Annotated in this window: 14 protein-coding genes and 16 pseudogenes; 23 read left to right on the top strand and 7 right to left on the bottom strand. The window is 63.4% G+C overall.

Annotated features, from left to right (window positions below):
• Nucleotides 1-107 precede the first annotated feature (107 nt).
• From LN139_RS16255 to purT, 5 genes and pseudogenes are all read left to right on the top strand, one after another.
• The gene (locus tag LN139_RS16255; protein WP_236355209.1) at nt 108-707 is read left to right on the top strand and encodes a CoA pyrophosphatase; all 600 of its coding nucleotides are present in this window, start codon (nt 108-110) and stop codon (nt 705-707) included.
• Between the two features lie 22 nt (nt 708-729).
• Entirely contained in the window at nt 730-1,260 is a 531-nt protein-coding gene (locus LN139_RS16250) for a gamma carbonic anhydrase family protein (protein ID WP_236355208.1), read from the top strand.
• Nucleotides 1,257-1,454: a DUF1289 domain-containing protein gene (locus LN139_RS16245; protein ID WP_236355207.1), complete on the top strand. Its 198-nt coding sequence runs from the start codon at nt 1,257-1,259 to the stop codon at nt 1,452-1,454. Before LN139_RS16250 ends, LN139_RS16245 begins: the two co-directional genes overlap by 4 nt.
• 42 nt (nt 1,455-1,496) lie before the next feature.
• Nucleotides 1,497-1,931: pseudogene (locus LN139_RS16240) on the top strand (VUT family protein); the annotation flags it as partial.
• Nucleotides 1,932-2,041: 110 nt separating this feature from the next.
• A pseudogene (purT, locus tag LN139_RS16235) lies at nt 2,042-3,224 on the top strand (formate-dependent phosphoribosylglycinamide formyltransferase).
• A 109-nt stretch (nt 3,225-3,333) separates the two neighbouring features.
• On the opposite strand, the pseudogene LN139_RS16230 reads toward purT, so the two are convergent.
• From LN139_RS16230 to LN139_RS16220, 3 pseudogenes are all read right to left on the bottom strand, one after another.
• Nucleotides 3,334-4,636 (bottom strand): annotated as a pseudogene (locus LN139_RS16230) (MFS transporter).
• 216 nt (nt 4,637-4,852) lie between these two features.
• Nucleotides 4,853-6,066, bottom strand: a pseudogene (locus tag LN139_RS16225) (transporter associated domain-containing protein).
• Nucleotides 6,067-6,090: 24 nt separating this feature from the next.
• Nucleotides 6,091-6,880 (bottom strand): annotated as a pseudogene (locus LN139_RS16220) (cytochrome C assembly family protein).
• A 198-nt stretch (nt 6,881-7,078) separates the two neighbouring features.
• On the opposite strand from LN139_RS16220, the pseudogene ffh reads away from it, so the two are divergent.
• The 6 genes and pseudogenes from ffh to LN139_RS16185 all read left to right on the top strand — a co-directional run.
• Nucleotides 7,079-8,439 (top strand): annotated as a pseudogene (gene ffh / locus LN139_RS16215) (signal recognition particle protein); the annotation flags it as partial.
• Nucleotides 8,440-8,691: 252 nt separating this feature from the next.
• Nucleotides 8,692-8,888, top strand: a pseudogene (gene rpsP, locus LN139_RS16205) (30S ribosomal protein S16).
• Nucleotides 8,889-8,893: 5 nt separating this feature from the next.
• A pseudogene (gene rimM, locus LN139_RS16200) lies at nt 8,894-9,446 on the top strand (ribosome maturation factor RimM).
• A gap of 11 nt (nt 9,447-9,457) precedes the next feature.
• Nucleotides 9,458-10,228 (top strand): annotated as a pseudogene (gene trmD / locus LN139_RS16195) (tRNA (guanosine(37)-N1)-methyltransferase TrmD).
• Between the two features lie 9 nt (nt 10,229-10,237).
• Nucleotides 10,238-10,588, top strand: coding sequence for a 50S ribosomal protein L19 (rplS, locus tag LN139_RS16190; protein WP_236355206.1), 351 nt, complete (start codon nt 10,238-10,240; stop codon nt 10,586-10,588).
• A 91-nt stretch (nt 10,589-10,679) separates the two neighbouring features.
• Entirely contained in the window at nt 10,680-11,102 is a 423-nt protein-coding gene (locus LN139_RS16185) for an acyl-CoA thioesterase (RefSeq protein WP_236360463.1), read from the top strand.
• 193 nt (nt 11,103-11,295) lie between these two features.
• Here LN139_RS16185 and LN139_RS25785 read toward each other — a convergent pair whose 3' ends face one another.
• Nucleotides 11,296-11,475: a YceK/YidQ family lipoprotein gene (locus tag LN139_RS25785; RefSeq protein ID WP_442964446.1), complete on the bottom strand. Its 180-nt coding sequence runs from the start codon at nt 11,473-11,475 to the stop codon at nt 11,296-11,298.
• Nucleotides 11,476-11,699: 224 nt separating this feature from the next.
• Between LN139_RS25785 and xerD the strand changes: the two genes are divergently transcribed.
• The 6 genes and pseudogenes from xerD (at nt 11,700) to LN139_RS16155 (ending at nt 17,220) form a co-directional block, all read left to right on the top strand.
• Nucleotides 11,700-12,596, top strand: a complete 897-nt coding sequence (gene xerD, locus LN139_RS16180) for a site-specific tyrosine recombinase XerD (protein WP_236355205.1) — start codon at nt 11,700-11,702, stop codon at nt 12,594-12,596.
• A gap of 105 nt (nt 12,597-12,701) precedes the next feature.
• Complete coding sequence (dsbC, locus tag LN139_RS16175; RefSeq protein ID WP_236355204.1) at nt 12,702-13,436, top strand: bifunctional protein-disulfide isomerase/oxidoreductase DsbC; 735 nt, start codon at nt 12,702-12,704, stop codon at nt 13,434-13,436.
• 79 nt (nt 13,437-13,515) lie between these two features.
• Nucleotides 13,516-14,819, top strand: a pseudogene (locus tag LN139_RS16170) (homoserine dehydrogenase).
• A gap of 43 nt (nt 14,820-14,862) precedes the next feature.
• A pseudogene (gene thrC, locus LN139_RS16165) lies at nt 14,863-16,270 on the top strand (threonine synthase).
• A gap of 144 nt (nt 16,271-16,414) precedes the next feature.
• Nucleotides 16,415-16,792 carry a hypothetical protein gene (locus tag LN139_RS16160; RefSeq protein ID WP_236355203.1) on the top strand — a complete coding sequence of 126 codons (378 nt, stop codon included), beginning with the start codon at nt 16,415-16,417 and terminating at the stop codon, nt 16,790-16,792.
• Between the two features lie 221 nt (nt 16,793-17,013).
• On the top strand, nt 17,014-17,220 hold the full coding sequence (locus LN139_RS16155) for a DUF3509 domain-containing protein (RefSeq protein WP_329610964.1): 207 nt from the start codon (nt 17,014-17,016) through the stop codon (nt 17,218-17,220).
• Between the two features lie 369 nt (nt 17,221-17,589).
• Here the strand turns inward: LN139_RS16155 and LN139_RS16150 are convergent, their stop codons facing one another.
• Nucleotides 17,590-18,165 (bottom strand): hypothetical protein, encoded by a 576-nt coding sequence (locus LN139_RS16150; RefSeq protein ID WP_236355202.1) that lies wholly within the window; start codon nt 18,163-18,165, stop codon nt 17,590-17,592.
• 291 nt (nt 18,166-18,456) lie between these two features.
• On the opposite strand from LN139_RS16150, the pseudogene LN139_RS16145 reads away from it, so the two are divergent.
• The 4 genes and pseudogenes from LN139_RS16145 to LN139_RS16130 all read left to right on the top strand — a co-directional run bounded on the left by LN139_RS16145 (nt 18,457) and on the right by LN139_RS16130 (nt 22,326).
• Nucleotides 18,457-18,998, top strand: a pseudogene (locus LN139_RS16145) (YaeQ family protein).
• 54 nt (nt 18,999-19,052) lie between these two features.
• Nucleotides 19,053-20,764 (top strand): annotated as a pseudogene (gene recJ, locus LN139_RS16140) (single-stranded-DNA-specific exonuclease RecJ).
• Between the two features lie 59 nt (nt 20,765-20,823).
• Nucleotides 20,824-21,927, top strand: a pseudogene (locus LN139_RS16135) (NADH:flavin oxidoreductase/NADH oxidase).
• Nucleotides 21,928-22,053: 126 nt separating this feature from the next.
• Nucleotides 22,054-22,326, top strand: coding sequence for a hypothetical protein (locus LN139_RS16130; RefSeq protein WP_236355201.1), 273 nt, complete (start codon nt 22,054-22,056; stop codon nt 22,324-22,326).
• A gap of 209 nt (nt 22,327-22,535) precedes the next feature.
• Here LN139_RS16130 and LN139_RS16120 read toward each other — a convergent pair whose 3' ends face one another.
• Entirely contained in the window at nt 22,536-22,748 is a 213-nt protein-coding gene (locus tag LN139_RS16120) for a hypothetical protein (RefSeq protein WP_236355200.1), read from the bottom strand.
• A gap of 103 nt (nt 22,749-22,851) precedes the next feature.
• Here LN139_RS16120 and LN139_RS16115 point away from each other — a divergent pair, with 103 nt between their 5' ends.
• Nucleotides 22,852-23,718 carry a BBE domain-containing protein gene (locus tag LN139_RS16115; protein WP_236355199.1) on the top strand — a complete coding sequence of 289 codons (867 nt, stop codon included), beginning with the start codon at nt 22,852-22,854 and terminating at the stop codon, nt 23,716-23,718.
• 42 nt (nt 23,719-23,760) lie between these two features.
• Here the strand turns inward: LN139_RS16115 and LN139_RS16110 are convergent.
• Nucleotides 23,761-25,431, bottom strand: a pseudogene (locus LN139_RS16110) (glucan biosynthesis protein D).
• A 328-nt stretch (nt 25,432-25,759) separates the two neighbouring features.
• Between LN139_RS16110 and LN139_RS16105 the strand changes: the two are divergent.
• A pseudogene (locus tag LN139_RS16105) lies at nt 25,760-26,394 on the top strand (tellurite resistance TerB family protein).
• The last annotated feature ends 111 nt before the right edge of the window (nt 26,395-26,505 follow it).

Raw genomic sequence — 26,505 nt, 5'->3', positions numbered from 1 at the left:
GTTGCGCCTATCCTGCAGCCCCTGCGCCGGTGGGGCAAGCAGGGGCTTGGGCGGCGCGGCGCTTTGCGGCATGATTCGGAACAAGCGTTCAAAAGTGGACATGCCCCATGCTCGATGAGCTGTTGACTCGACTGAGTGGCCACACCCCCCGGCCGTTGCGCACCGACGCGCGATATCCTGAAGCGGCAGTGTTGATGCCCATCACCCGTTGCGCAGAGCCTGAGCTGGTGCTTACGCTGCGCGCCACGGGGCTTTCCACCCACGGTGGCGAAGTGGCTTTCCCCGGCGGGCGCCGCGACCCTGAAGACCCTGACTTGCTGTTCACCGCCCTGCGCGAAGCCGAAGAGGAAATCGGCTTGCCGCCGGGAATGGTCGAAGTGGCCGGGCCGCTCAGCCCGCTGGTGTCCAAGCATGGGCTGAAGGTTACGCCCTGGGTGGGCGTGATCCCCGATTACGTCGAATATCGGCCCAACGATGCGGAAATTGCTGCGGTGTTCAGCGTGCCGCTGGCGTTCTTCCTGGATGACCCGCGCGAGCACACTCACCGCATCGACTATCAGGGGCGTAATTGGTACGTGCCCAGCTACCGCTATGAGGGTTACAGGATCTGGGGCTTGTCGGCGATCATGATCGTCGAACTGATGAACGTGGCCTTCGACGCGGGCATCTCGATGCACGAACCACCGGCCGGCTATGCGGCTGTCTGAACTCGACGATGAGGGCTGAACCATGAAATACCGCCTGGGTGAGGCGCGCGTCGAGGCACACGCCAGCAGCTGGATTGCGCCGGGGGCCACGGTGGTCGGCAAGGTGCGCCTGCAGGCCGACGCCAGTGTCTGGTTCGGCGCGGTCCTGCGCGGCGACAACGAGCTGATCGACATCGGCGAGGGCAGCAATGTGCAGGACGGCAGCGTGATGCACACCGACCCCGGGCAGCCGTTGACCCTGGGCAAGGGTGTGACGGTTGGGCACAACGCCATGCTGCACGGCTGCCAGGTGGGCGACTACAGCCTGATCGGCATCAATGCCGTGGTGCTCAATGGCGCGCGCATCGGCAAGCATTGCCTGATCGGCGCCAACACGCTGATCCCCGAAGGCAAGGAGATCCCCGACGGCTCGTTGGTGATGGGCTCGCCCGGCAAGGTGGTGCGTGAACTCGCCGACGAACAGAAGCGCCGCCTGGAAGCCAGCGCCGCGCATTATGTGGCCAACGCCCGGCGCTATGCCCAGGAGCTCGCCGAGCAGGATGAGCAGCCATGACCGAAGCCGAACGCGAGCGGCCGGTGCGCTCACCCTGTGTGAGCATCTGCGCCCTTGACGAGCAAGACCTCTGCCTGGGCTGCCAGCGGACCGCCAGCGAAATCAGCCGCTGGGGCCGCATGAGCAACGACGAGCGGCGCCAGGTACTGGCTCAGCTCGCCGAGCGGGCCCGGGCGCAGGGCCTGATGCAGTGATACAATCGCAGGCCTTTTTTCGAGCCGGCGTGCCACTCCCAGATGATCTACCTGCTTCTCTACATCGGCAGCGTCGTGCTGATCAACTTCGCCTTTTCCGCTGCGCCTTCGCTGGACGTGCTCTGGTCAGCCTGGGGTGGGCTGGTGTTCATCCTGCGTGACATGGTGCAGACGCGCTTCGGCCATGGCGCGCTGATCGCCATGCTGGCGGCACTGCTGCTGTCGTACGTCACCGCCGATCCTGCCATCGCCTTGGCCAGCGCCGTAGCCTTTGGCGTCTCCGAGCTGATCGACTGGCTGGTGTTCAGTGTCACCCGCCGCCCTCTGCATGACCGGCTGTGGCTGAGTTCGGCACTGAGCATTCCGGTCGATACGGTGATTTTCTTCGGCATGATCGGTGCGCTTACGCCTGTGGTCTTCGGCGTCTCGCTGCTGTCGAAATTCGCCGGTGTCAGTGCTGTGTGGCTGGTGATGGCCGCCGCGCGCGCCGTCAGCCGATGCCGCGCTGAGCCACGCCTTGGTGTAGAATCCGCCGCTTTCGCAGGCCGCGGCGCGGCCAGGCCCATCCGCTCTCTCGAGGATTTGACATGACCCGTATCGGAACCCCGCTCTCGCCGACGGCCACCCGCGTACTGCTGTGCGGCAGTGGCGAGCTGGGCAAGGAAGTCGTGATCGAACTGCAACGCCTGGGCGTTGAAGTGATTGCCGTGGACCGCTACGCCGATGCCCCGGCCATGCAGGTGGCGCACCGCAGCCATGTGATCAGCATGCTCGACGGCGCCGCGTTGCGCGCCGTGATCGAGGCTGAGAAGCCGCATTACATCGTGCCGGAGATCGAAGCCATCGCCACCGCCACGCTGGTGGAGCTGGAGAGCGAAGGCTACACCGTGATCCCCACTGCCCGCGCCGCGCAACTGACCATGAACCGTGAGGGCATCCGCCGCCTGGCAGCCGAAGAGCTGGGGCTGCCCACCTCGCCGTACCACTTCGCCGACAGCTTCGAGCAGTACAGCGCGGCGGTGGCCGAGCTGGGCTATCCCTGCGTGGTCAAGCCGGTGATGAGCTCCTCAGGCAAGGGCCAGAGCCTGCTGCGCTCCGATGCCGACCTGCAGAAGGCCTGGGACTACGCCCAGGAAGGCGGCCGCGCCGGCAAGGGCCGGGTGATCATCGAAGGCTTCATCGACTTCGAATACGAAATCACCCTGTTGACCGTTCGCCATGCCGGTGGCACCACCTTTTGCGCGCCGGTCGGCCACCGCCAGGAGAAAGGCGACTACCAGGAATCCTGGCAGCCCCAGGCCATGAGCCCGGCGGCGCTTGCCGAGTCCGAGCGCGTGGCGCACAAGGTCACCGAGGCGCTGGGCGGGCGTGGCCTGTTCGGCGTGGAGCTGTTCGTCAAGGGTGACCAGGTATGGTTCAGCGAAGTGTCGCCGCGCCCGCATGACACGGGCCTGGTCACCTCTGATTTCCCAGGACCTCTCCCAGTTCGCCCTTCACGCCCGCGCTATCCTCGGCCTGCCCGTGCCGGTCATCCGCCAGTTCGGGCCTTCGGCTTCGGCGGTGATTTTGGTAGAAGGCCAGTCGAAGCAGGCGGCGTTCGCCAACCTGGGTGCTGCGCTGAGCGAGCCCGACACGGCCTTGCGCCTGTTCGGCAAGCCAGAAGTGAATGGCCAGCGCCGCATGGGCGTGGCGCTGGCGCGCGACGAGAGCATAGAGGCTGCGCGGGCCAAGGCCACTCGGGCCTCGCAAGCAGTCACCGTCGAGTTTTAATGTTACTCAGCCGCACGATCCCGTAGGAGCCCAGCTGTGCTGGGCGACGCGCAGATCTTCACGTCGCTCAGCACAGCTGAGCTCCTACGGAAAAATCTCTACCGCGCCATCAGAGCGCTCTGTCGCGCGTCTCTTTCAAGCACAGCACGGCAATCACGCTGATCAGCGCTGCCCCCGAAACATACCCGCCCACATATCCCAGGCCGCCCATCGCCACCAGCTTCTGCGCGAAAAACGGCGCAGCTGAGGCGCCGACGATGCCGCCCAGGTTGTAGGCGGCCGAGGCGCCGGTGTAGCGCACGCGCGTCGGGAACAGCTCCGGCAACAGGGCGCCCATGGGCGCGAAGGTGGCGCCCATCAAAAACAGCTCGATGCACAGGAACAGCGTGACACTGGCGCTGGAGCCCTGAGTGAGCAGGGGCTCCATGGTAAAACCAGAGGCCACCGCAAGCAGGCCGCTGACCAGCAGCACCGGCTTGCGCCCGAAGCGGTCGCTGAGCCAGGCCGATATCGGCGTAGCCAGCGCCATGAACAACACCGCAAAGCACAGCATGCCCAGGAAGCCCTGGCGGCTGTAGCCCAACGTCGAAACCCCATAGCTCAGCGAAAACACCGTGGAGATGTAGAACAGCGCGTAGCACACCACCATCGACAGGGCGCCCAACAGCACCGTCAGGCTGTGGCGGGCGAACAGCTCCACCACCGGGACCTTGGCTTTGTCGTGAGCGGCCATGGCCTTGGCGAACACCGGGGTCTCGGCCAGCTTCAGCCGCACGTACAGCCCCAGCACCACCAGCGCCGCGCTGAGCAGAAACGGCAAGCGCCAGCCCCAGGCTCGGAACTGCTCGTCGCTCAGGCCCAGTGCAAGTGCCAGGAACAGCCCGTTCGCCGCCAGAAACCCGATCGAAGGCCCCAGTTGCGGGAACATGCCGAACCAGGCGCGCTTGCCAGGCGGCGCGTTCTCGGTGGCCAGCAGCGCTGCGCCGCCCCATTCGCCGCCAAGGCCCAGGCCCTGGCCAAAACGCAACAGGCACAGCAGGGCAGGGGCCACAGGCCGATCTGGTCGTAGCCGGGTAGCACGCCGATCAATGTGGTGCACAGGCCCATCAGCAACAGCGAAGCCACCAGGGTCGACTTGCGCCGATCCGGTCGCCGAAGTGGCCGAACAGCGCCGAGCCGATGGGCCGCGCCAGAAAAGCGATGCCGAAGGTGATGAACGCCGAGAGCATCTGCGCGGTGCCCGAGCCTTGCGGGAAGAACACCGGGCCGATCACCAGAGCGGCGGCTGTGGCGTACACATAGAAATCATAGAACTCGATGGCGGTGCCGATGAAGCTGGCGGTGGCCACGCGGGTTGCTGAATTGACAGGTGGGGCGTCGGCACGGTTGGCCGAAAGGGTGGAGGCGGTCATGGTGTGTCCCTGCAGTCAGTGCGAATTATTGTGTGGCACAGCACTGAAGCACGCCCATTTAGGGCGGCAGGGCGCCGCCGGGGTAGGGCGGGCGCGGGAAGAAGCATCCAGGCTGGCTGACTGAGCCGGGCACCACGGGTGCGTGTAGCACGGGCCCGGCAGGGCTTTGTAAGCGCCTGGATTATAGGAAGCGGCTGACGAAGGTGTAAACGAAGATTACAGTGGCGAAGGCGCCTGCCAGATCAGCACCTTGTTTACGCGGTTGTCGACCGTGTCGAGGATTTCCAGGCGGTAGCGGCCGATCTTCAGGCACACGGCGCTTCCCGGGATGTTTTCCAAGGCCTCGGTCACCAGGCCGTTGAGCGTTCGCGGGCCGTCGCTGGGCAGCTGCCAGCCCAGGGCCTTGTTCAGTTCTCGCACAGCGATGGCGCCATCGACCACCTGGCGGCCGTCGTCTTGCGGGTGAATGTGCGGGTTGCGCTCGGCCTGTTCGTGCTCGAACTCGCCGACGATTTCTTCGAGGATGTCCTCCAGCGTCACCAGGCCCAGGACCTCGCCGTATTCGTCCACCACCATGCCCAGCCGGCGTTGCTGCTTGTGGAAGTTGAGCAACTGCATCTGAAGGGACGTTCCTTCCGGTACGAAATAGGCGTCGTAGCAGGCAGCGAGCAAGGCGGCTTCGGTCAGTTCGCGGCCGGGCAGCAGGTGGCTGATCTGACGCGTATTGAGCACGCGCTCGACCTGGTTGATGTCACCGCGATACACCGGCAGGCGCGTGTGCCGGCTGCCGATCAGCAGGTCCATGATGCGCGGCAGTGGGTCATCGAGGTTGATGCCGTCGATGTCGCTGCGTGGCACCAGGATGTCGTTGACGGTCATGCGTTCCAGGGCATGGATGCTGCCCAGGGTGCTCGAACGTGTGGGCGCTTCCGGGTGCGCCTCGGGTTCGGCGTCGGTGGATTCGGGCGCTTGCGCGGGCTGCCCGCCAGGCTTTGCGGCAAAGGGCAGCAGCACCAGGTTGGCGAGCCCTTCGAGCAGCCAGGCCAGCGGCCAGGCCAGCCGCATGGGCAGGCGCAGCAGGCTGTTGCGCGGTGAGCACGAAGGCCTCCGGGGTGCTGCCGGCCCAGCGTGCGGCCGAGAAACTCGGCGACCACCGCCAGCAGCAGCGCGGCGCCCAACGCCCCGAGCCAGGCCAGGCCCGCCCCCAGGTACTGCGCGGCCAGCCCTGTGCCGAGCGCCAGCGCGGCGGCGCGGCACAAAGTGTTGCACAGCACCAGGCTGCCCACCGGCACGCGCAGCCGCAGGCGTCTGGGCGCCTGGGCGCGCGATTGCCGGTTGGGCTTGGGCAGGTGGTGGCGGGCGATGTCGATGGCGCTGAACAGCGCCGACCAGAACACCGCCAGGGCCAGCAGACAGAGGGCCGGGGCCAGGGCAGGTAAGTCATCGGCGCGCCTTCAGATGTGCAGGATGTATTCGCGAACCAGCTTGCTGCCGAAGTACGCCAGCATCAGCAGGCAGAACCCGGCCAGCGTCCAGCGGATCGCCTTGTGCCCGCGCCAGCCCAGGCGATGGCGGCCCCATAGCAGTACGGCGAACACGATCCAGGCCAGGCACGAAAGCAGCGTTCTATGCACAAGGTGCTGGGCGAACATGTTCTCCAGGAACAGCCAGCCCGAAACCAGCGAAGCGGTGAGCAGGATCCAGCCGGCCCAGAGGAAGCCGAACAACAGGCTTTCCATGGTTTGCAGCGGCGGGAAGGCGCGAATCAGGCCGGTGGGTGCTTGTGCTTGAGCTGGTGGTTCTGCACTCGCAGCAGCAAGGCCTGGAACACCGCGATGGTGAACATGCCGTAGGCCAGGATCGACAGCAGGATGTGCGCCAGGATGCCCGGCTCTTCGTCGATCTGCGGCACGGTACCCGAGGGTGCGAACTGCGCGATCAGCACGGTCACCAGGCCGAGCGGGTAGAGCAGCACCAGCAGCACTTCGACCGGCAGGCTGGCGCAGGCCAGCAGCGTCAGGGCGATGACCGCTGCCGCGATCAGGCTGGCGGCGGTGAAGAAATCGAGGTCCAGCCCGTGGGGGGTGAGCAACTGATCGCCCAAGGCCATCGAGTGAGCAGCCACTGCCACCACGCCGAGCCCGCAAAGGATGCGTTTGTCGGCCTTGGCGCCGCGCGCCAGGCGCACGCCCTGAAAAGCGTCGCGATGGCGTAGAGCACGACCGCCACGAGGCTGGGAAACAGGCTGGGGGCAAAGGAAGCATAGGGACTGACGAGCGGCCAATCAGAAGCGGGAGTGTGGCACACAAAGCCGATCGCACGAAAGACTGCTCGCCGGTAGCTGTCGGCGGTGCGCCGCTCTGGAGTTATACTCGCGGCCATTTTTTTCGCCAGGGGGGCAATGGCCTCCCGCACGGCTGCCGTGCCTGCATAGGATCACCCATGTTCGAGAATCTTTCCGAGCGTCTGTCGCAGACGCTGCGCCATGTCACCGGCAAGGCCAAGCTCAGCGAAGACAACATCAAGGACACCCTGCGCGAGGTGCGCATGGCGCTGCTGGAGGCCGATGTCGCGCTGCCGGTGGTCAAGGAGTTCGTCAACGCCATCAAGGAGCGCGCAGTCGGTACCGAAGTCTCGCGCAGCCTCACGCCGGGCCAGGCGTTCGTCAAGATCGTTCAGGCCGAGCTCGAGTCGGTCATGGGCGCGGCCAACGAAGACCTGGCGCTGAACGTTGCGCCACCTGCGGTGGTGTCGATGGCCGGCCTGCAGGGTGCGGGCGAAACCACCACCGCCGGCAAGCTCGCGCGCTTTCTCAAGGAGCGCAAGAAGAAGAGCGCGATGGTGGTGTCGGCCGACGTCTACCGCCCTGCGGCGATCAAGCAGCTCGAAACCCTGGCCAGCGACATCGGCGTCACCTTCTTCCCGTCGGACATCTCGCAGAAGCCGGTCGACATCGCCGAGGCCGCCATCCGCGAGGCCAAGCTCAAGTTCATCGACGTGGTGATCCTCGACACCGCCGGCCGCCTGCACATCGACGCCGACATGATGGCCGAGATCCAGGCCCTGCACGCAGCGGTCAAGCCGGTCGAAACCCTGTTCGTGGTCGACGCCATGACCGGCCAGGATGCCGCCAATACGGCCAAGGCCTTCGGTGATGCACTGCCGCTCACCGGCGTTGTGCTCACCAAGGTCGACGGTGATGCCCGTGGCGGCGCCGCACTGTCGGTGCGCCACATCACCGGCAAACCGATCAAGTTCATCGGTATGGGCGAGAAGAGCGAAGCGCTCGAGCCGTTCCACCCCGACCGCATCGCCTCGCGCATCCTCGGCATGGGCGACATGCTCAGCCTGATCGAGCAGGCCGAGCAGAAGCTGGACAAGGACAAGGCCGAGAAACTCGCCAAGAAGCTCAAGAAAGGCAAGGGCTTCGACCTCGAAGACTTCCGCGACCAACTGGTGCAGATGAAAAGCAGTGGGCGGCCTGGGCGGGCTCATGGACAAACTGCCGAGCATCGGTGGGGTAAACCTCTCGCAGATGGGCAACGCCCAGGGCGCGGCCGAGAAGCAGTTCAAGCAGATGGAAGCGATCATCGGCTCCATGACCCAGGCCGAGCGCCGCGACCCCGACATCATCAGCGGTTCGCGCAAGCGCCGTATCGCCCTGGGTTCCGGTACTCAGGTGCAGAGACGTCGGCCGGCTGATCAAGCAGCACAAGCAAATGCAGAAAATGATGAAGAAATTCTCCACCAAGGGTGGCATGGCCAAGATGATGCGCGGGCTGGGTGGCACGATGCCCGGCGGCGCGCATGCCTCGGCTCTGACCCCTGCACGTGAAGGAAGAGGGCGATGGGCTGCTCCCCGCAAGGGGCGGTCCGTCGGCCATTTGGAAAAGGGCAATTGCAAAAGTGCGTGTATTCCTTGAGAACACGCGGCCTTTCGGCACGTGAGTGCTCGGCTGTGCCTTTAATCTGCAGCACCGACAACAGGAACGATGTTCACATGGTAACCATTCCGTCTTGCACGTGGCGGCTCGAAAAAGCGCCCGTTCTACCACCTGACCGTGACCGACAGCCGCAATGCGCGCGACGGTCGTTTCACGAGCGCGTTGGCTTCTTCAACCCGGTCGCCACTGGTGGTGAAATCCGCCTGTCCGTCAACCAGGAGCGCGTCAGCTACTGGCTGTCTGCTGGCGCCCAGCCGTCTGAGCGCGTTGCTCAGCTGCTGAAGGAAGCTGCCAAGGCTGCGGCCTGAGCAGTATGAACGCCACACCAGCACCTGCAGTTGACCTGATCGTCATCGGCAAGATCGTTTCGGTACACGGCGTTCGAGGTGAAGTGAAGGTTTACTCCTTTACCGATCCAATCGACAACCTGCTCGACTACAAGCACTGGACGCTTCGGCACGATGGTGACGTAAGGCAGGCGGTATTGGCCAGTGGCCGTTCTCAGAACAAGGTCCTGGTCGCGAAGTTACAAGGTCTCGATGACCGCGAAGAGGCTCGCCTGCTCGCCGGTTACGAAATCTGCATCGAGCGCAGCTTGCTGCCGGCATTGGCCCAGGATGATTACCTACTGGTATCAGCTTGAAGGCCTGAAGGTTATCAACAGCCCCGGCGAACTGCTCGGAAAAGTCGATCACCTGCTGGAAACCGGCGCGAACGATGTGATGGTGGTCAAGCCCTGCGCGGGCAGCCTGGATGATCGCGAACGCCTGTTGCCGTAGCACGGACGACTGTGCGCCGAGGTGAACCTGGCCGCTGGCGAAATGCGGGTGGAGTGGGATGCGGACTTCTCGAGGCAGATCGGCTAACCTGCGCGTAGATGTCATCACACTGTTTCCCGAAGATGTTCTCGGCCATCACCGAACACGGCATTACCAGCCGCGCGGTTCGCCAAGGGTTGATGCAAGTCAACTGCTGGAACCCGCGAAGCTACACCACGGATCGGCACCACACTGTGGATGACCGGCCCTTCGGCGGTGGCCCCGGCATGGTGATGAAGGTCAAGCCCCTGGAAGACGCCCTGCTGGAAGCAAGGCAGGCGGCGGGGGAAGCGGCGAAGGTGATCTACCTGTCCCCGCAAGGTCGCAGGCATCGACGCAGGCGGCCGTGAAGGAACTGGCGCACGAGCAATCCCTGATTCTCATCGCCGGGCGTTACGAAGGCATCGACGAGCGGTTCATTGAAGCGCATGTCGATGAAGAGTGGTCGGTTGGGGATTACGTGTTGTCTGGCGGGGAGCTGCCGGCCATGGTCCTGATCGATGCGGTTACGCGGTTGCTGCCCGGAGCTCCAGGGCATGCAGGCTCGGCGGAAGAAGATCTCCTTCACCGACGGCTTGCTCGATTGCCCGCACTACACCCGGCCTGAGGTGTATGCGGAACGCTGTGTACCCGACGTGTTGCTCGAGCGGCAACCACGCACACATCCGGCGTTGGCGTTCGACGCAGTCCGTTGGGCGGACGCATGAACGGCGGCCCGATCTTCTGGAAAGTCGCTCACTTTCTGGAGAGAGCAGAAGCTGCTGGCGGAATACCTCCGCAAGCGGGACGATAGACAACGTATCGACGGTGAACCTGACGGTTCATCTTAGGAGCACAGCATGACCAACAAGATCATTCTCGCCCTCGAAGCAGAGCAGATGACCAAAGAAATCCCGGCCTTCGCCCCGGGTGACACCATTATCGTTCAGGTAAAGGTAAAGGAAGGCGAGCGTAGCCGTCTGCAGGCCTTCGAAGGCGTTGTAATCGGCAAGCGCAACCGTGGTGTCAACAGTGCATTCACCGTGCGCAAGATCTCCAACGGTGTCGGCGTAGAGCGTACTTTCCAGACCTACAGCCCGACCATCGACAGCCTGACCGTGAAACGTCGTGGTGACGTGCGTAAGGCCAAGCTGTACTACCTCCGTGATCTGTCCGGTAAAGCCGCACGCATCAAGGAAAAACTGGCCTGATTGTGCCGGTTTGAAAAAAGCAGCCTTCGGGCTGCTTTTTTCGTTTCTGGCAGTACACTGCGCGCTGTTTGCCATTGATGTGTACATGCCCATGACCCTGCGTGAAGCTGAAATCCAACGCCGTGCGGAGCTCTCCGTCAGCCGCGTGACCAAAGCCGTATTCCCCGGCACCGTCAACCACCACAACACCCTGTTCGGCGGCACTGCACTTGCCTGGATGGACGAAGTGTCGTTCATCGCCGCCACGCGCTTCTGCCGGCTGCCGCTGGTGACCGTCTCCACCGACCGCATCGACTTCAACCACGCCATCCCGGCTGGCAGCATCGTCGAGCTGGTAGGCAGCGTGGTGCATGTGGGTAACACCAGCCTCAAGGTGCGTGTGGAAGTGTTCGTCGAGGGGATGTACAGCGAGGCCCGGGAAAAGGCGATCGAAGGGGTGTTCTGTTTCGTGGCCATCGATGAGCAGAAGCGGCCGGTGCCGGTGCTGCCAGGCGATGGGGATTTGAGGATTTGAATTTCTCTTGAGTGCTTTTTGGATTTTATTTTCTGAAAAGCAATCGACTGAAACTAACTGTAAGCCGTCATGGGGTTGTTTTGGCATCCTGTAGACGAAAAAACAAAAAAGATTCTGGACCGATTAACGTACCGAACTTGATTTCCTCGGGTTGTTCGTGCGCTGATCTGAAACTTGCCCCCTTTGAATTCCATCAGAGAGGCATGCTGCCATCTCTGAGCTGCACATAAGTTGTGTAGGGGAGTATTAATGTATCCGCTATGCAAGATAGCGCGCTATCTAGAATAACGCCTTCGAACGGGGGCTGCTCGGAGTAGGGCTGTTTTGGCTGAGCATGCAGTCGGCAGAAGTTGTAAGCAGCCCCACCGTACATTTTAGGTAGATACGTGCAGTGAGTTTTTTCCGCCCTGAGCTTTGACTTTATTGATTCATCGCTTTGAAAGGTATGCAGCGTGCCGCACCCAGATAGCATGATGGAGCAGATGAGTACTGGAATTGATTTCATGTGATTTTCTTCGGTTGAGGCAGGTCAAGGTAGGATTTGCTCCTTTAATCTGTAAACTGAGAACATGTTTCGCTACTTTTCATCTGGTTCAAATGCCCGCCCTAGACCACTCCCTGATCGACCAATTCCTCGACGCCCTCTGGCTCGAAAAAGGCTTGTCCGATAACAGCCGCAGCGCCTACCGCAGCGACCTGGCTCTTTACAACGGCTGGCTCGCCGAGCGAAACATCGAACTGGCCACCGCTGGCCGTGAGGCGTTGCTCGACCATCTCGCCTGGCGGGTCGACAATGCCTACAAGCCACGCTCCACTGCGCGCTTTCTCTCCGGCGCGCGGGGTTTTTATCGCTACCTGCTGCGCGAGGAGCTGATCGAAGCCGACCCTACCTTGCTGGTCGACATGCCCCGGCTGGGCAAGCCTCTGCCCAAGTCCCTCTCCGAGCAAGACGTCGAAGCCTTGTTGTTGGCGCCGGACCTGGGCACGGCCCTCGGCGAGCGTGACCGGGCCATGCTCGAAGTGCTTTATGCGTGCGGCCTGCGGGTCTCTGAACTGGTGGGCTTGCGCCTGGATGAGATGAACCTGCGCCAGGGCGTGCTGAGGGTCACCGGCAAGGGCAACAAGGAGCGCCTGGTGCCGATGGGCGAGGAGGCGATTGCCTGGTTGGAGCGCTACCTGCGCGGCGCGCGTGCCGAGCTGCTGAACGAACGGCCCAGCGACGTGGTGTTCCCCAGCCTGCGCGGCGAGCAAATGACGCGGCAGACCTTCTGGCACCGCATCAAGCACCATGCCCAGGTGGCCGGGATCGACAAGAGCCTGTCGCCGCACACCTTGCGCCATGCCTTCGCCACCCATTTGCTCAACCACGGTGCGGACCTGCGCTCGGTGCAGATGCTGCTCGGCCATGCAGACCTCTCCACCACGCAAATCTACACCCATGTGGCCAAGGCACGCCTGCAGGCACTGCACGCGGCCCATCACCCGAGAGGCTGAGGCAGGGGCCTGGCGGCGGATTTCATGGTAGGCTTGCACGGTTTCGCGGCCTGCCCAGGTAAAGCTCCTGAGCGGTGCCCTTTGTCCGCTGCTTCAGGAGTGCCCATGCGCGTGACTCGCCTTATTACCGCTGCTGCCTTGATGCTCGCCAGCAGCTTTGCCCTGGCTGACGATGCCGAGCAAGCCATTCGTAAAACCCTCACCACGCTGCAACTGGATGTACCTGTCGAAAGCGTGGCCCCGGCCCCGCTCAATGGCCTCTACGAAGTGCGCCTGCAAGGCGGCCGTGTGCTCTATGCCAGCGCCGATGGCCAGTACGTGATGCAGGGTTACCTGTACCAGGTGCAGGGTGACAAGCCGGTCAACCTCACCGAGCGCGCCGAGCGCGCAGGCGTGGCCAAGCTGATCGGCGCCATCCCGCAGGACCAGATGGTGGTGTTCCCGGCCCAGGGCGGTAAAGCCAAGTCGGTCATCACCGTCTTCACCGACACCACCTGCCCATACTGCCAGAAGCTGCACGCCGAAGTGCCGAAGCTCAATGCGATGGGCATCGAAGTGCGCTACCTGGCCTTCCCGCGCCAGGGGCTGAATTCGCCAGGTGACGAGCAGCTTCAGGCCGTGTGGTGCTCCAAGGATCGCCCGGCTTCGCTGAGCAAGATGATCAACGGCAAGAGCGTGGATGCGCCCAAGTGCGACAACCCGGTGAGCAAGCAATTTGCCCTCGGCCAGCAGATCGGCATCAACGGCACGCCGGCCATCATTCTGGAAAGCGGCCAGATGATCCCGGGCTACCAGCCTGCCGCCCAGCTGGGCAAGCTTGCGCTCGACAGCAAGGGTTAATCGAATCAACAACGCTGCCCGAGGGGGTAGCGGTTTTCGCGGCCGGCCACAGTGCCGGTCGTTTCATGGGGAGTTCAGAGTGAAACCGGTCAAAGTAGGGATCTGCGGGTTCGGTACCGTCGGTGGCGGCACCTTCAATGTACTCAAGCGCAACGCCGAGGAGATCGCCCGCCGTGCCGGGCGCGGTATTGAAGTCACCCAGATTGCGCTGCGCTCGCAGAACCCCCACTGCGACATTACCGGCACCGCCACCACCTCCGACGTGTTCGCGGTGGCCAGCAACCCTGAAATCGACATCGTGATCGAGCTGATCGGCGGCTACACCATCGCCCGCGACCTGGTGCTGCAGGCCATCGACAATGGCAAGCATGTGGTCACCGCCAACAAGGCGCTGATCGCCGTGCATGGCGACGAGATCTTCGCCCGTGCCCGCGAAAAAGGCGTGATCGTCGCCTTCGAAGCTGCCGTGGCCGGCGGCATCCCGGTGATCAAGGCGATCCGCGAAGGCCTGTCGGCCAACCGCATCAACTGGGTGGCCGGCATCATCAATGGCACCGGCAACTTCATCCTCACCGAAATGCGCGAGAAGGGCCGCACCTTTCCTGACGTGTTGGCCGAGGCGCAAGCACTGGGCTATGCCGAGGCCGACCCGACCTTCGACGTCGAGGGCATCGACGCGGCGCACAAGCTGACCATCCTGGCGTCCATCGCCTTCGGCATTCCGTTGCAGTTCGACAAGGCCTACACCGAGGGCATCACCCGCCTGACCACGGCCGACGTGGAACTACGCAGAGGCGCTGGGCTATCGCATCAAGCACCTGGGCGTGGCACGCAGCACCGCCGAAGGCATCGAGCTGCGCGTGCACCCCACGCTGATCCCCGCCGACCGCCTGATCGCCAACGTCAACGGCGTGATGAACGCCGTGATGGTCAACGGTGACGCGGTAGGGTCCACCCTGTTACGGCGCCGGCGCCGGGATGGAGCCGACCGCTTCGGCGGTGGTGGCTGACCTGGTGGACGTGGTACGTGCCATGACCAGCGACCCGGAAAACCGCGTGCCGCACCTGGCGTTCCAGCCCGATTCGCTGTCGGCGCATCCGATCCTGCCGATCGAGGCCTGTGAAAGCGCGTATTACCTGCGCATTCAGGCCAAGGATCATCCCGGCGTGCTGGCCCAGGTGGCGAGCATCCTGTCGGAGCGTGGTATCAATATCGAGTCGATCATGCAGAAGGAAGCCGAGGAGCAGGACGGCCTGGTGCCGATCATCCTGCTGACTCACCGCGTAGTGGAGCGCCGCATCGACGACGCCATCGCCGCGCTGGAAGCCCTGGAAGGTGTGAACGACAAGGTCGTGCGCATCCGCGTCGAACAACTGAGCTAACCCGGTGGCGGCTCGCCGAGCCGCCTTCCTGAAGGATGACACCATGCGTTACATCAGCACCCGCGGCAAAGCGCCAGCTCTGAACTTCGAAGATGTGTTGCTGGCGGGCCTGGCCAGCGATGGCGGCCTGTACGTGCCGGAAACCTGCCGCGTTTCACCCAGGAAGAAATCGCCTCCTGGGCCGGCCTGCCTTCCACGAGCTGGCGTTCCGGGTGATGCGCCCGTTCGTCACCGGCAGCATCGCCGACGCCGATTTCAAGAAGATCCTCGAAGAAACCTACGGCCAGTTCGCGCACGCCGCCGTCGCGCCATTGCGCCAGCTGGGCGGCAACGAGTGGGTCATGGAGCTGTTCCACGGCCCGACCCTGGCCTTCAAGGATTTTGCCCTGCAGTTGCTGGGCCGCCTGCTCGACCACATATTGGCCAAGCGCAATGAGCGCGTGGTCATCATCGGCGCTACCAGCGGCGACACCGGTTCGGCCGCCATCGAAGGCTGCCGCCGCTGCGACAACGTCGACATCTTCATCCTGCACCCGCATCAGCGTGTGTCGGAAGTGCAACGCCGGCAGATGACGACCATCTTCGGCGAAAACATCCACAACATTGCAATCGAAGGCAACTTCGACGACTGCCAGGAAATGGTCAAGGCGAGTTTCGCCGACCAGGGTTTCCTCAAGGGCACGCGGCTGGTGGCGGTCAATTCGATCAACTGGGCGCGGATCATGGCCCAGATCGTCTACTACTTCCACGCGGCCCTGCAGCTGGGCGGCCCGGCCCGCTCTGTGGCGTTCTCGGTGCCCACCGGCAACTTCGGCGACATCTTCGCCGGTTACCTGGCGCGCAACATGGGCCTGCCGATCAGCCAGCTCATTGTTGCAACCAACCGCAACGACATCCTGCACCGCTTCATGAGCGGCAACCAGTATGTGAAGGAAACCCTGCACGCGACCCTGTCGCCGTCGATGGACATCATGGTGTCGTCGAACTTCGAGCGCCTGCTGTTCGACCTGCACGGCCGCAACGGCGAGACGCTTGCGCAACTGATGGCCAGCTTCAAGCTCGGTGGCGGCTTCAGCGTCGAGCCCGATCGCTGGACCGAAGCGCGCAAGTTGTTCGATTCGCTGGCGGTCAGCGACGAGGCCACTTGCCAGACCATCGCCGAAGTCTTTGCCAGCACCGGCGAAGTGCTCGACCCGCACACGGCCATTGGCGTGAAGGCCGCCCGTGAATGCCGCCGCAGCCTGGATACCCCGATGGTAGTGCTGGGTACTGCGCACCCGGTCAAGTTCCCCGATGCGGTGGAGAAGGCCGGTGTCGCGCGTGCGCTGGCGTTGCCTGAGCACCTTACCGACCTGTTCGAGCGGCCGGAGCGCTGCACCGTGCTGGCTAATGATCTGGCCGCAGTACAGGCGTTCGTCGCCGAGCATGGCAACCGCGGCAAACCGCTCTGAGCAAAGGCCAGGGGCCGGGCGAATCCGGCCCTCTGGCACTCGGGAAACGTCCTACATCGGTTTCAGGAAAGCTCTTCATAGCCTCCCCTTGATGCGCCCTCTGCAGGTACCCGGCTGTTCCGCCCACGCCTGCCGGAGGCCGCCATGCATTCCCTCAATGTGCTGATCATCGAAGAGCAACCTGCCCAAGTGCTGCAATTGCACCAGGCGCTCAATGCCTGCGGCGTATTCAACGTTCGCGTCGCCGAGCGCGCCACGGCAATCGCCCACGTGTTGGCGGGCGACTGGCCGGTGGACATAGCCCTGTTGGACAGCCGCGGTGATGGCGCACAGGTCAGCGCGCTGGTCGATCATCGACCCCATGCTTCGCTGATTCTGCGAGGGGAGGGCAAGGCTCGCGCCCTGGAGCTGCAGGCGCGCCAGGAGGGCCTGCGCGTGCTTGGGCACCTGCCGTGGCGGCCTGCTACCCACCCGTTGCATGCAATGCTGGAGCATTACCGGCAAACGCGCACTGCCTTCTAACAGCTGACGTATTCTGGTCATATGCGATTGGCAATGCTCCGATGGAACGTCGAAGTGCCCTGCGGCCGCGAACTTCCCAGGCATTGCGCGGTCATTGATAGACAGCCTTTCGCTCAATGGACAAGAGGGTGATACATGGAAACAATCAGCCAACTGCTTAGTGAAGCCCTGGCGCCTTGTCACGTGGCCTTGTCTCCGCGGCCGGCCGGGAGGCTCACGTCATGCTGGTGGTGAGCGACCCGCTCGGCTCCACTGTACTGGCCCGCGAATTTCATCGTATTCAATTGGGCGATATCCGTGCATTGACCGACGTGGTCGACGGTTTGCATCGCGACCTGATGATTGCAGAAGGGCGCCTGGAGCCTTCCATGATTGCCGCCGTGCGGCATGCTGCCAACCCTCACGCTTTTGCTGCGACTCTGCGCTGAACTTCCCGGAACCTTCCCATCGGGCAGGTTCTCGACCATAAGGGCGTTGAATCGGCATTGTGCTCCGGTGTCGATCAGTCGCCTGGCAGGTGCCGAAGGTCGGCACTTGATTGACCCCGCACGGCTTTCCCCACCGTGCGGGGTTTCTTTTTGTTTGCGCGGAGACGCCTGGTCAGGGACGCCCGGTCAGGGACGCGGGTCGTCAGGTTGGGCGAAAAAACGCCGCGCATCTTGTAGATATTCACTCTGCTGGCCACTGTCCAGCCATCGCGCGTCGAGCAGCGGCAGCGATGTTTGCCGCAATTGCTTGAGTTGCACGTTGATCGAGTCGATCGCGTGATGGCCCTGGGCGTGTTGGAGCAGGCGACGTCAGGTGAACTTGTAGCGGCTGTCGCCCTGAATGGGCAGGTAGCGCAAGGTGGCGGGGTCTATGCCTTGTTGGGTAGCCAGGTAGCGCGCTTCCGTCCAGTAACCCACGAATGCATGCAAACGGCCCAATTGCTCCATCTGCAACAAGTTGGTGCTGGCGTCGTTGCCGTAATGGGGCACCAGTACCTGAGCGGGCGCCCGGCCCAGCATGGCGTCTACTGCTTCGCCATAACTGCGCCCCGGCACAATGCCGACCTGCAGGTTGCCGGCCTCAAGCAGTGCGGCGAGGTTCACCGAGCCCTGGTCCAGCCAGGGTTTGAACAGGTCCTGATCCTGCGCACGAATGATCAGCCCGTTGCTCTGTGTGGCGAAGGCGCGCACCGAGAAGGCTGCCGAAGCTGGCGCGCTCGGCGGTCCACCAGCAGGGTGGGGTCGCAGGTGAGGCCGGGTTTCCTTGAGCATCTGGATGCCGCGAGCGCGGTTTACCCGCACGAACTTGTGCTGGTAACCCGGCATGGCCTGGGTAAGCTGGGCGAGCGTCTGGTCCACTGCGCCCTGGCCCTTCTCGAGGGCCATCGAAAATCGTCAGTGGCGGAAATTCGCGCATTGCCCAGGTCAGGGTCGGCAAGGCCCATGCTGCGGGCGCAGGCAGGCGAGCCCAGCGACGCCGACTGCCCATACGCTGCGTAACCTTGATTTCATACAGCTACCCCATCCATCGAACAAGAAGCTGCATCGGAGCAGTGCCAGGCACGCCTGTGTGCAGAGATCGAAGCCCGTCTCTTCTCCGCAGCCGGCGCGCGGCGGCGCAAGGCCACCTTGCATGCGGGTCGACTGTGCGCCCTTTTCGCCAGCAGAAGCGAGCCCATGGCCCAGCCGTCGACCCCTTCGAATTCGAACTCAACCTGACCGACATCGACCGCGGCGTATACGAAAGCGTGCGCTCCACCATTGCGCGCCATCCATCGGAAACCGAGGAGCGCATGGCGGTGCGGTTGCTGGCCTACGCGCTCTGGTACAACGAGCAGCTGGCATTTGGCCGCGGTCTTTCGGACGTCGACGAGCCGGCGTTGTGGGAAAAAAGCCTGGATGATCGTGTGCTGCACTGGATCGAAGTCGGCCAGCCCGACCTTGACCGCCTCACCTGGTGTTCGCGGCGCACCGAGCGTACCAGCCTGCTGGCCTATGGCAGCCTGCGCGTATGGCGCAACAAGGTCGCAGACGCCGCGCAGCACCTGAAGAACCTGCACATCGCCGCTGTGCCACAAGAGGCGCTGGAGGTGCTTGCCCAGGACATGCCGCGCACCATCAAGTGGGATGTGATGATCAGCGACGGCAATATCTTCGTGACCGATGATCGGGGCCAGCGCGAAGTGGCGCTCGAATGGTTGAAGGGGGAGCGCGGCTGAGGCATGGTGGCGCCTGTTTTGTTACCGAATCTGTTGCCGGCCTGATTGCCTTCTATGCGTATCGAACTTCGCCCTGTACCTGCCGAGCTGCCCTTTCTGGGTAACTTGCCGCCTCTGCTGTCCCGCCTCTATGCCGCCCGTGGCGTCACCTGCGCCAGCGAACTGGACGAAACCCTGGCAAGGCTGATCCCCTACCAGCAGCTCAAGGGCATCGATGCCGCAGTCGATTTGCTTGTGGAGGCCATCGAGCAGCGCGAGCGCATCTTATCGTCGGCGACTTCGACGCAGACGGCGCGACCGCCAGCAGCGTGGGCGTATTGGGGCTGCGCTTGCTCGGCGCCGCTCACGTCGACTATCTGGTACCGAGCCGTTTCACGTTCGGCTATGGCCTTACCCCTGAGATCGTCGCGGTGGCGCTCGAGCGCCAGCCGCAGCTGTTGATCACGGTCGATAACGGCATCGCCAGCCTCGATGGCGTCGCGGCAGCCAAGGCTGCCGGGCTCAAGGTGCTGGTGACCGACCACCACTTGCCAGGCGATGCGGTGCCGCAGGCAGATGCCATCGTCAACCCCAACCAGCCGGGTTGCACGTTCCCCAGCAAGGCCCTGGCCGGCGTCGGGGTGATTTTCTACGTGCTGATGGCACTGCGCGCCCGCTTGCGCGATATGGGCTGGTACGCCGCTCGGCCGCAACCGAACCTGGGTGAACTGCTCGATCTGGTTGCATCGGGGAGCGTGGCCGACGTCGTGCCGCTGGACGCCGACAACCGCATTCTTGTTTACCAGGGCCTGGAGCGCATTCGCGCCGGCCGCGCCCGCCCGGGCATCAAGGCGTTGCTGGAAGTTGCCCGGCGTGAGCCGGAGCGCATCACCGCCACCGACCTGGGCTTTATCCTCGGCCCCCGGCTCGATGCCGCCGGGCGCCTGGACGACGTCGAGCCTGGGCATCGAATGCCTGCTGTGCGAAGACCCGGCCACGGCCCGCGATATGGCGGCCGAACTGGACGGGCTCGACCGGAACCGCAAGTCCATCGAGCAGAGCATGCAGCGTGAGGCGCTCGCTCAGCTCAAGGACTTGCCCGAACACGACATGCCGTTCGGCCTGTGCCTGTTCGACCCGGACTGGCGCAGGGTGTGATCGGCATCCTCGCCTCGCGCCTGAAAGAGCGTTACCACCGCCCGACCATCGCCTTCGCCGATGCCGGGCGACGGCTCGCTCGAAGGCTTCAGCGCGTTCAGTGCCCGGCTTTCATATCCGCGACGCCCTGAGTGCAGTCGATGCGCTGCACCCCTGGGTTGATGGCCAAATACGGTGGCCACGCCATGGCAGCAGGGCTCAGCCTTGCCTCAGGCGCATTTCGAAACCTTCTGCCAGGCGTTCGATGCTCAAGTGCGCGAGCAATTGGCAGAAGGCGACCTCACCGGCCGGCTTTACAGCGATGGGGTGCTGGCGGTCGAGGAGTTCCACGCCGACATGGCCCGTGCGCTGCGCCACGCCGGCCCTTGGGGCCAGCATTTCCTGAGCCGCAGTTCCACGGTGTGTTCCAGTTGGTCGACCAGCGCCTGGTAGGCGAACGCCACCTCGAGGTACAACTCAAGAGCGAATGCGGCCGTGCTCGGCTCGACGGCATCTGCTTCGGCGTTGACCTGGATGTATGGCCCGATACCTCGGTGAAATGGGTGGAGCTGGCGTACAAGCTCGATCTCAACGCCTTTCGCGGCGTGGAATCGGTGCAACTGATGATTTCGCACATGCAGCCGCGCTAGCGGCGCAACTTGCGGGCCAGGCTGGATCAACTGAATTCATACAGCCTGCGAGGTGCCCCATGAGTCTGCTGCTCGAACCGTTCACACTGCGCCAGCTCACGCTGCCCAACCGGATCGTCGTTTCCCCGATGTGCCAGTACTCGTCGGTCGATGGCCTGGCCAACGACTGGCACCTGGTGCATCTGGGCAGCCGTGCGGTCGGCGGGGCAGGGCTGGTGTTCACCGAGGCCACAGCGGTCACCGAGCGCGGGCGCATCACGCCGAAGACCTCGGCATCTGGAAGGATGAGCAAATCGCGCCATTGCAGCGCATCACTCGGTTCATCCGTCCGCGGGCGCTGTTCCTGGTATCCAGCTCGCACACGCCGGCCGCAAGGCCAGTACCTGGCGCCCGTGGCTCGGCAAAACCGGCAGCGTGCCGGTTGATGCTGGCGGGTGGGCGCCGGTAGGGCCTTCGGCGATTGCTTTTGACCCCAACCATACGGTGCCTGAGGCGCTGAGCGAAGGGCGGATTCAAGAGGTGATCCAGGCGTTCGTCGATGCAGCCCTGCGCGCACTGGAAGCCAACTTCGAGGTGGTTGAGGTGCACGCTGCGCATGGCTACCTGTTGCATCAGTTCCTCTCGCCGCTGAGTAACCAGCGCAGCGACCAATACGGTGGGAGCTTCGAAAACCGCATTCGCCTGGTGTGCCAGGTGACAAAAGCGGTGCGCGACGTATGGCCTGCGGCCTTGCCGGTCTTCGTGCGGGTCTCTGCCACCGACTGGGTCGAGGACGGCTGGAACCCGATGAGACCGTGGAGCTGTCGCGGCGCCTGCGCGAGCTGGGCGCAGACCTGATCGACGTGTCCTCCGGCGGTACTGCGGCCCACGCCGAGATCCCGACCGGGCCGGGCTACCAGACGCCCTTCGCCGCCAAGGTCAAGGAGCAGGCACAGATCGCCACCGGCACAGTGGGCATGATCACCGAGCCGGCGCAGGCCGAGCACACCCTGCGCACTGGCCAGGCCGACCTCATCTTCCTCGCCCGCGAACTGCTGCGCGACCCCTACTGGCCCCTGCATGCCGACGACGACCTGGGTGGCCGCAAGGCGGTGTGGCCGGCGCAATACCAGCGCGCGACGCACCGTGACCAGCCGATTCGCGAGTCAGACCTGCGCGATTGATTCAAGGGCTGCCCGTAGCCAAGGCTTTGAAAACCTTATTGCCTGCAACATGATTTTCAGCGCCTGCGCGGTGCCTTGGGCTAGACCTTGGTGAATTGCCCAACCCATCGCGCAGGACCTGCCACCATGCCTTCCTACGTCAAGATCGACGCCAGCGACACCCGCCACGAAACCTTGCAGAAGGGCTTCAATCTGCGATGGCCCGGCCCGGGGATGGGGGCCGACTGCATCTACGTTTGCAGCACGGCCGAGCAAGTCCACGAGGCCGCCAACGATGCGTTGTCCGAAGGCTGTCGGATCACCGTGCGCTGCGGTGCGTCACTGCTACGAAGGGCTGGTCGCCAACAAACTGCCGGGCGAGGAGGGTACCGGCTTCGGCCATCATCGATCTTGGCCTGATGAGCGGCCTGGAGTTTGACGAAGGCAAGAATGTGAAATCGCTTTACGACTCGAGTGCGCGGGGCTACCGCTTTCGCGCTGCCGCCGGCAACCAGAACTGGGACGGCTATGTGGCCCTGTACAAAACCGCCAATCGAGTCATTCCCGGCGGCTCCTGCTACAGCGTTGGTGCCGGTGGGCATATCAGCGGCGGTGGCTATGGTTTGCTTTCACGCCTGCATGGCCTCACCGTCGACTGGCTGAGCGGTGTAGACGTTCTGGTCCCGGACCGAGCGGGTAAGGAACTGGTCGCCCGGCACGTCCACTGCGGCAGTGAAGGGCTGGACAAGGATTTGTTCGTCGCCTGCTGCGGCGCCGGCGGCGGCAACTTCGGGATCATTCTCGATTATTATTTCGACGACCTGCCGCAAGCACCCCAGCAAAGCTATTGGCTGGCGCTGTCATGGAAGTGGAGCCACTTTGCCGACTCAGCTCACTTGGGAGGGTTCCTCAATGCCTACTGGCAGTGGTTCAAGGACCATGACCGTGATTGGGGCTGCGAAGACCCGGCCAAGGCCAACGGCGGCCTGTTCACTTCTGCTCAAGCTTCAGCACAGGCTGACCGGGGATATCAACCTGCTGATCCAGTACACCGGCACCAACGGCCGCGTGGACGGTGCGGGCCAGGCCTTGCCTGTGGAGGAGTTCGTCCAGCACATGATCCAGGCAGCAGGTTGCGAGCCTCAGGTCAACACGCATCACACACTGCACGGCCCCGTTCACACGCACGCCACCACGCAACTACTGTGCAAGGCCAGCGAGCCGTTGAAGCATGCGCGTCTGATGGATTGGCTGTACCTGACGCAGATGATCAACGGCTCGGGCAGCAACCAATGCGGCAAGTACAAATCGTTCTACCAGATCGGCAACTTCGGCGCCGAAGAGGTCAATGCGATATGGAAATATCTCTATGAAAACTCAGACTCTGCACTCAGCCAGGCGCTGCTGCAGATCGATTCGTATGGCGGTGCAATCAATTGCCCTGTGGGCCACGGCCATGAAACCGCCGTGCCGCAACGGCGCTCCCTGCTGAAGTCGCAACTCCAGGTTTACTGGGCGTCACCCGAGCAGGAGGCCACGTGCCTGAAATGGTGCCGGGAGTTCTACTTCGACTACTTCAAGCGCCAGGGCGGCAAGCCCTATGCAGACAACGGCGATTATGAGGGTTGTTACATCAACTACCCGGACGTCGATATGAAATACCGTGATCATCAAGGGGGTGCCGTCGACACCCGCTGGTTGGAGCTCTACTACGGGCGAGACCTTGCGAAGCGGTTGGTCGATACCAAACTGGCCATCGACCCGCAGAATGTGTTTCGAAGCGAACTGTCGATCCCGCTGAGCATTCCCTGAGCTGCAAGCTGTGGCTATAGCTCGAGGCCTGCAGCTCAAGGCTCATTCGTAAACGTACTTGCGCTTGGCCGGTGCCGGCGGAAAATACTGGTACAGCCAGGTTTCCGACAACGTGCGCTCGCCCGCACGGATGAAGCCGCGGATGTTCACCGGCTCCACGCTGTCATCGGTGGGGTACCAGTCGAACAGCACGCGCACGCCATTGATGTGCGGCAGGTCGATGATGGTGAAGTCCTGCAGCTTGCCGTGGGTCGCGGTGAACACCGGCTCGATGCTCGGGATGGTGGTGAGGTTGTTGTTCAGGGCCTTCTTCGGCAGGCGTTCGATGCCGCCACCGACGAAGTCCACGGCAAAACGCCGCGCCCACACCTCAGGGTAATGCTCGCCCGGCGCCCAGCCTTCGCGGAAGCCGCCCATGCCGGTGCGGGTAGCGCGCACGTGGGCCAACGGCGTGCCGACCGGCGGCATCGGCGCCCAGGTAGAGCTTGTAGCCGAAGCTCAGGCTGTCGCCCGCTTGCACGGCCTTTTTCGGCGACCAGAACACCACGATGCTTGTCGAGCGTCTCGCCGGTGGTGGGCATTTCCATCATGTCCACCGAGCCTTCACCCCACGGTGTAGTGGGCTCGACCCGCAGGCTGGGGCGCTTGTCGTACTGGTCGATGGTGTCTTCGTAGGTTTCGAAGGCGCGGTCGGTCTGCACCAGGCCAAAGCCTTTGGGGTTGGTGTCTTCGAAGGTGTTGAACTGAATGCGCAGCGGGTTGTTCAGCGGCCGGCATACCCACTCGCCGTTGCCACGCCACATCGCCAGGCGATCGGAGTCGTGGATCTGTGGGTGAATGGTGTCGCGCATGCGGCGCTCGTTGGTGCCGCAGCTGAACATGCTGGTCATCGGGGTGATGCCCAGTTGCTTGATCGCGGTGCGGGCATTCACCGGTCATCTGCACGTCCATCACCACCTGCTCGGACTGGCAGTCGATGTCGAAGCGGTACGCACCGGTGGCGCTGGGCGATTCGAGCAGGGCATAGACCACGAAGCGGCTGCCATTTGGGTTGCTGGGCGTTTCGAACCAGAAGCGGGTGAAGTCAGGGAATTCCTCGGGGCCACCTGCGTAGGTATTCACTGCCAGGCCCCGGGCCGACAGGCCGTACTGGCGGTTCTTGTCGATGGCGCGGAAATAACTGGCGCCGAGGAACGAAACTACGTCATTGCGGCCAAGCTCGGGTGCCTTGAACAGGCGAAAACCTGCAAAACCCAGGTCGCTTTTGCCCTTGAGCTGGCTCTCATCCACACCGCTGTCGCTGTAGTTGAACAGCTCGGGGCGGAAGTGGATCTCGCGCGCCTGCTTGCTCTTGGCGTCGACGCTGTACATGCGCACCGGGGTCTTGAAACCCATGCCCACGTGGAAGAACTGGACGTCGATCTGGCGCCCCTTGTTCTCGTTCCACAGCGAATGGTCGGCGTCGTAGCGGATGGCGTTGAAGTTCAACGGCTCCATGTTGGCCAGGGTGGGCGGCAGCACTTGCTTGCGGTCGACGTAAGGTTTGCCGGCAAGGTCTTTGGCGTGCTTTTTCAGAATATCGAAATCGAACGATTCCAGCTCACCGTCGGCCGGCTCTGCGGCCATCGCATGCGCTGCGAAAAAGGTGGTGGAAGAAAGGCCGGTGTAGGCCGCCAAGGCCACGGACGCTTTGAGCAGACTCCTGCGTTGCATAGAGAAACCTGTTCCTTATAAAGAGTAATCCGGGCTGCTCCATGCAGCGACAGGGATTGACTGAAACGGCCCGGGCAAGCCATCGACCGGGCAAAGGGACCTTTACACAGAACCTCGTCGGCTCGATCGGTTCGCACGATACCCAAGAAAAATGTCGGTTGCATGCGGTTTGAATGAGTGCTGGTGCGTTTCAGCGGCGAAGAAATTGTGACATCCGATGTAAAGATGGGCGTTTGCAATATCTCGAAGCATTTGAGCAGGCGTTTACCGCTCTCAAGAGCGATAGAGTCGTGCGCATTCTTTCCTCTGTTTGCGAGGTACCACTGCCATGAACACCCAAGGCTTGCTCGATCAACTGCTGCGCGCAGGGCAACAGGCACTGGGCCAGCAAGGCGGCCTTTCCGCCGGCAAGGGCGCACTGGCCGGCGGTGCGCTGGGCCTGTTGCTGGGCAACAAGAAGGCACGCAAATACGGCGGCAAGGCCGTGCTCTACGGCGGCGCAGCCGCTCTGGGCCTGTTGGCCTACAAGGCCTACGGCAACTGGCAGGCGCGCCAGGCCACAGCACCCGTGGCGAGCCACGCACGCTCGACCGAGTGCCGCCGGCGGAAGCTCAGCAGCACAGCCACGCGGTGCTCAAGGCGTTGGTGGCGGCGGCCAAGGCCGATGGCCATGTCGACGCCCAGGAGCGCGCGTTGATCGAAGGTGAGTTTGCCCGGTTGGGGCAGGGTGATGGCTTCGACAGCTGGCTGCATCAGGAACTCGAACGCCCGCTCGACCCGGCCGAAGTCGCCCGGGCCGCCACCACGGAAGAAATGGCCGCAGAAATGTACCTGGCCAGCGTGATGGTGATCGACCAGGAACAGTTCATGGAACGGGCCTATCTCGACGAGCTGGCACGGCAACTCACCCTCGATGCCGGGCTGAAGGCAGAGCTTGAAACCCAGGCCCGCAACGCTGCCTGATAGCACTTTGTACCACCAGAGCTGGTATAACCCTTTCAGATAACGGAAAGTACAGCCACCGGGCCTTGCAGCCGGTGGCTATACTGAGCCGGGGTGTGAAAATCGAAGGGG

The sequence above is a fragment of the Pseudomonas sp. KNUC1026 genome (assembly GCF_021650705.1).
Lineage (GTDB): Bacteria > Pseudomonadota > Gammaproteobacteria > Pseudomonadales > Pseudomonadaceae > Aquipseudomonas.
This window is presented reverse-complemented; position numbering and strand designations above follow the sequence as displayed.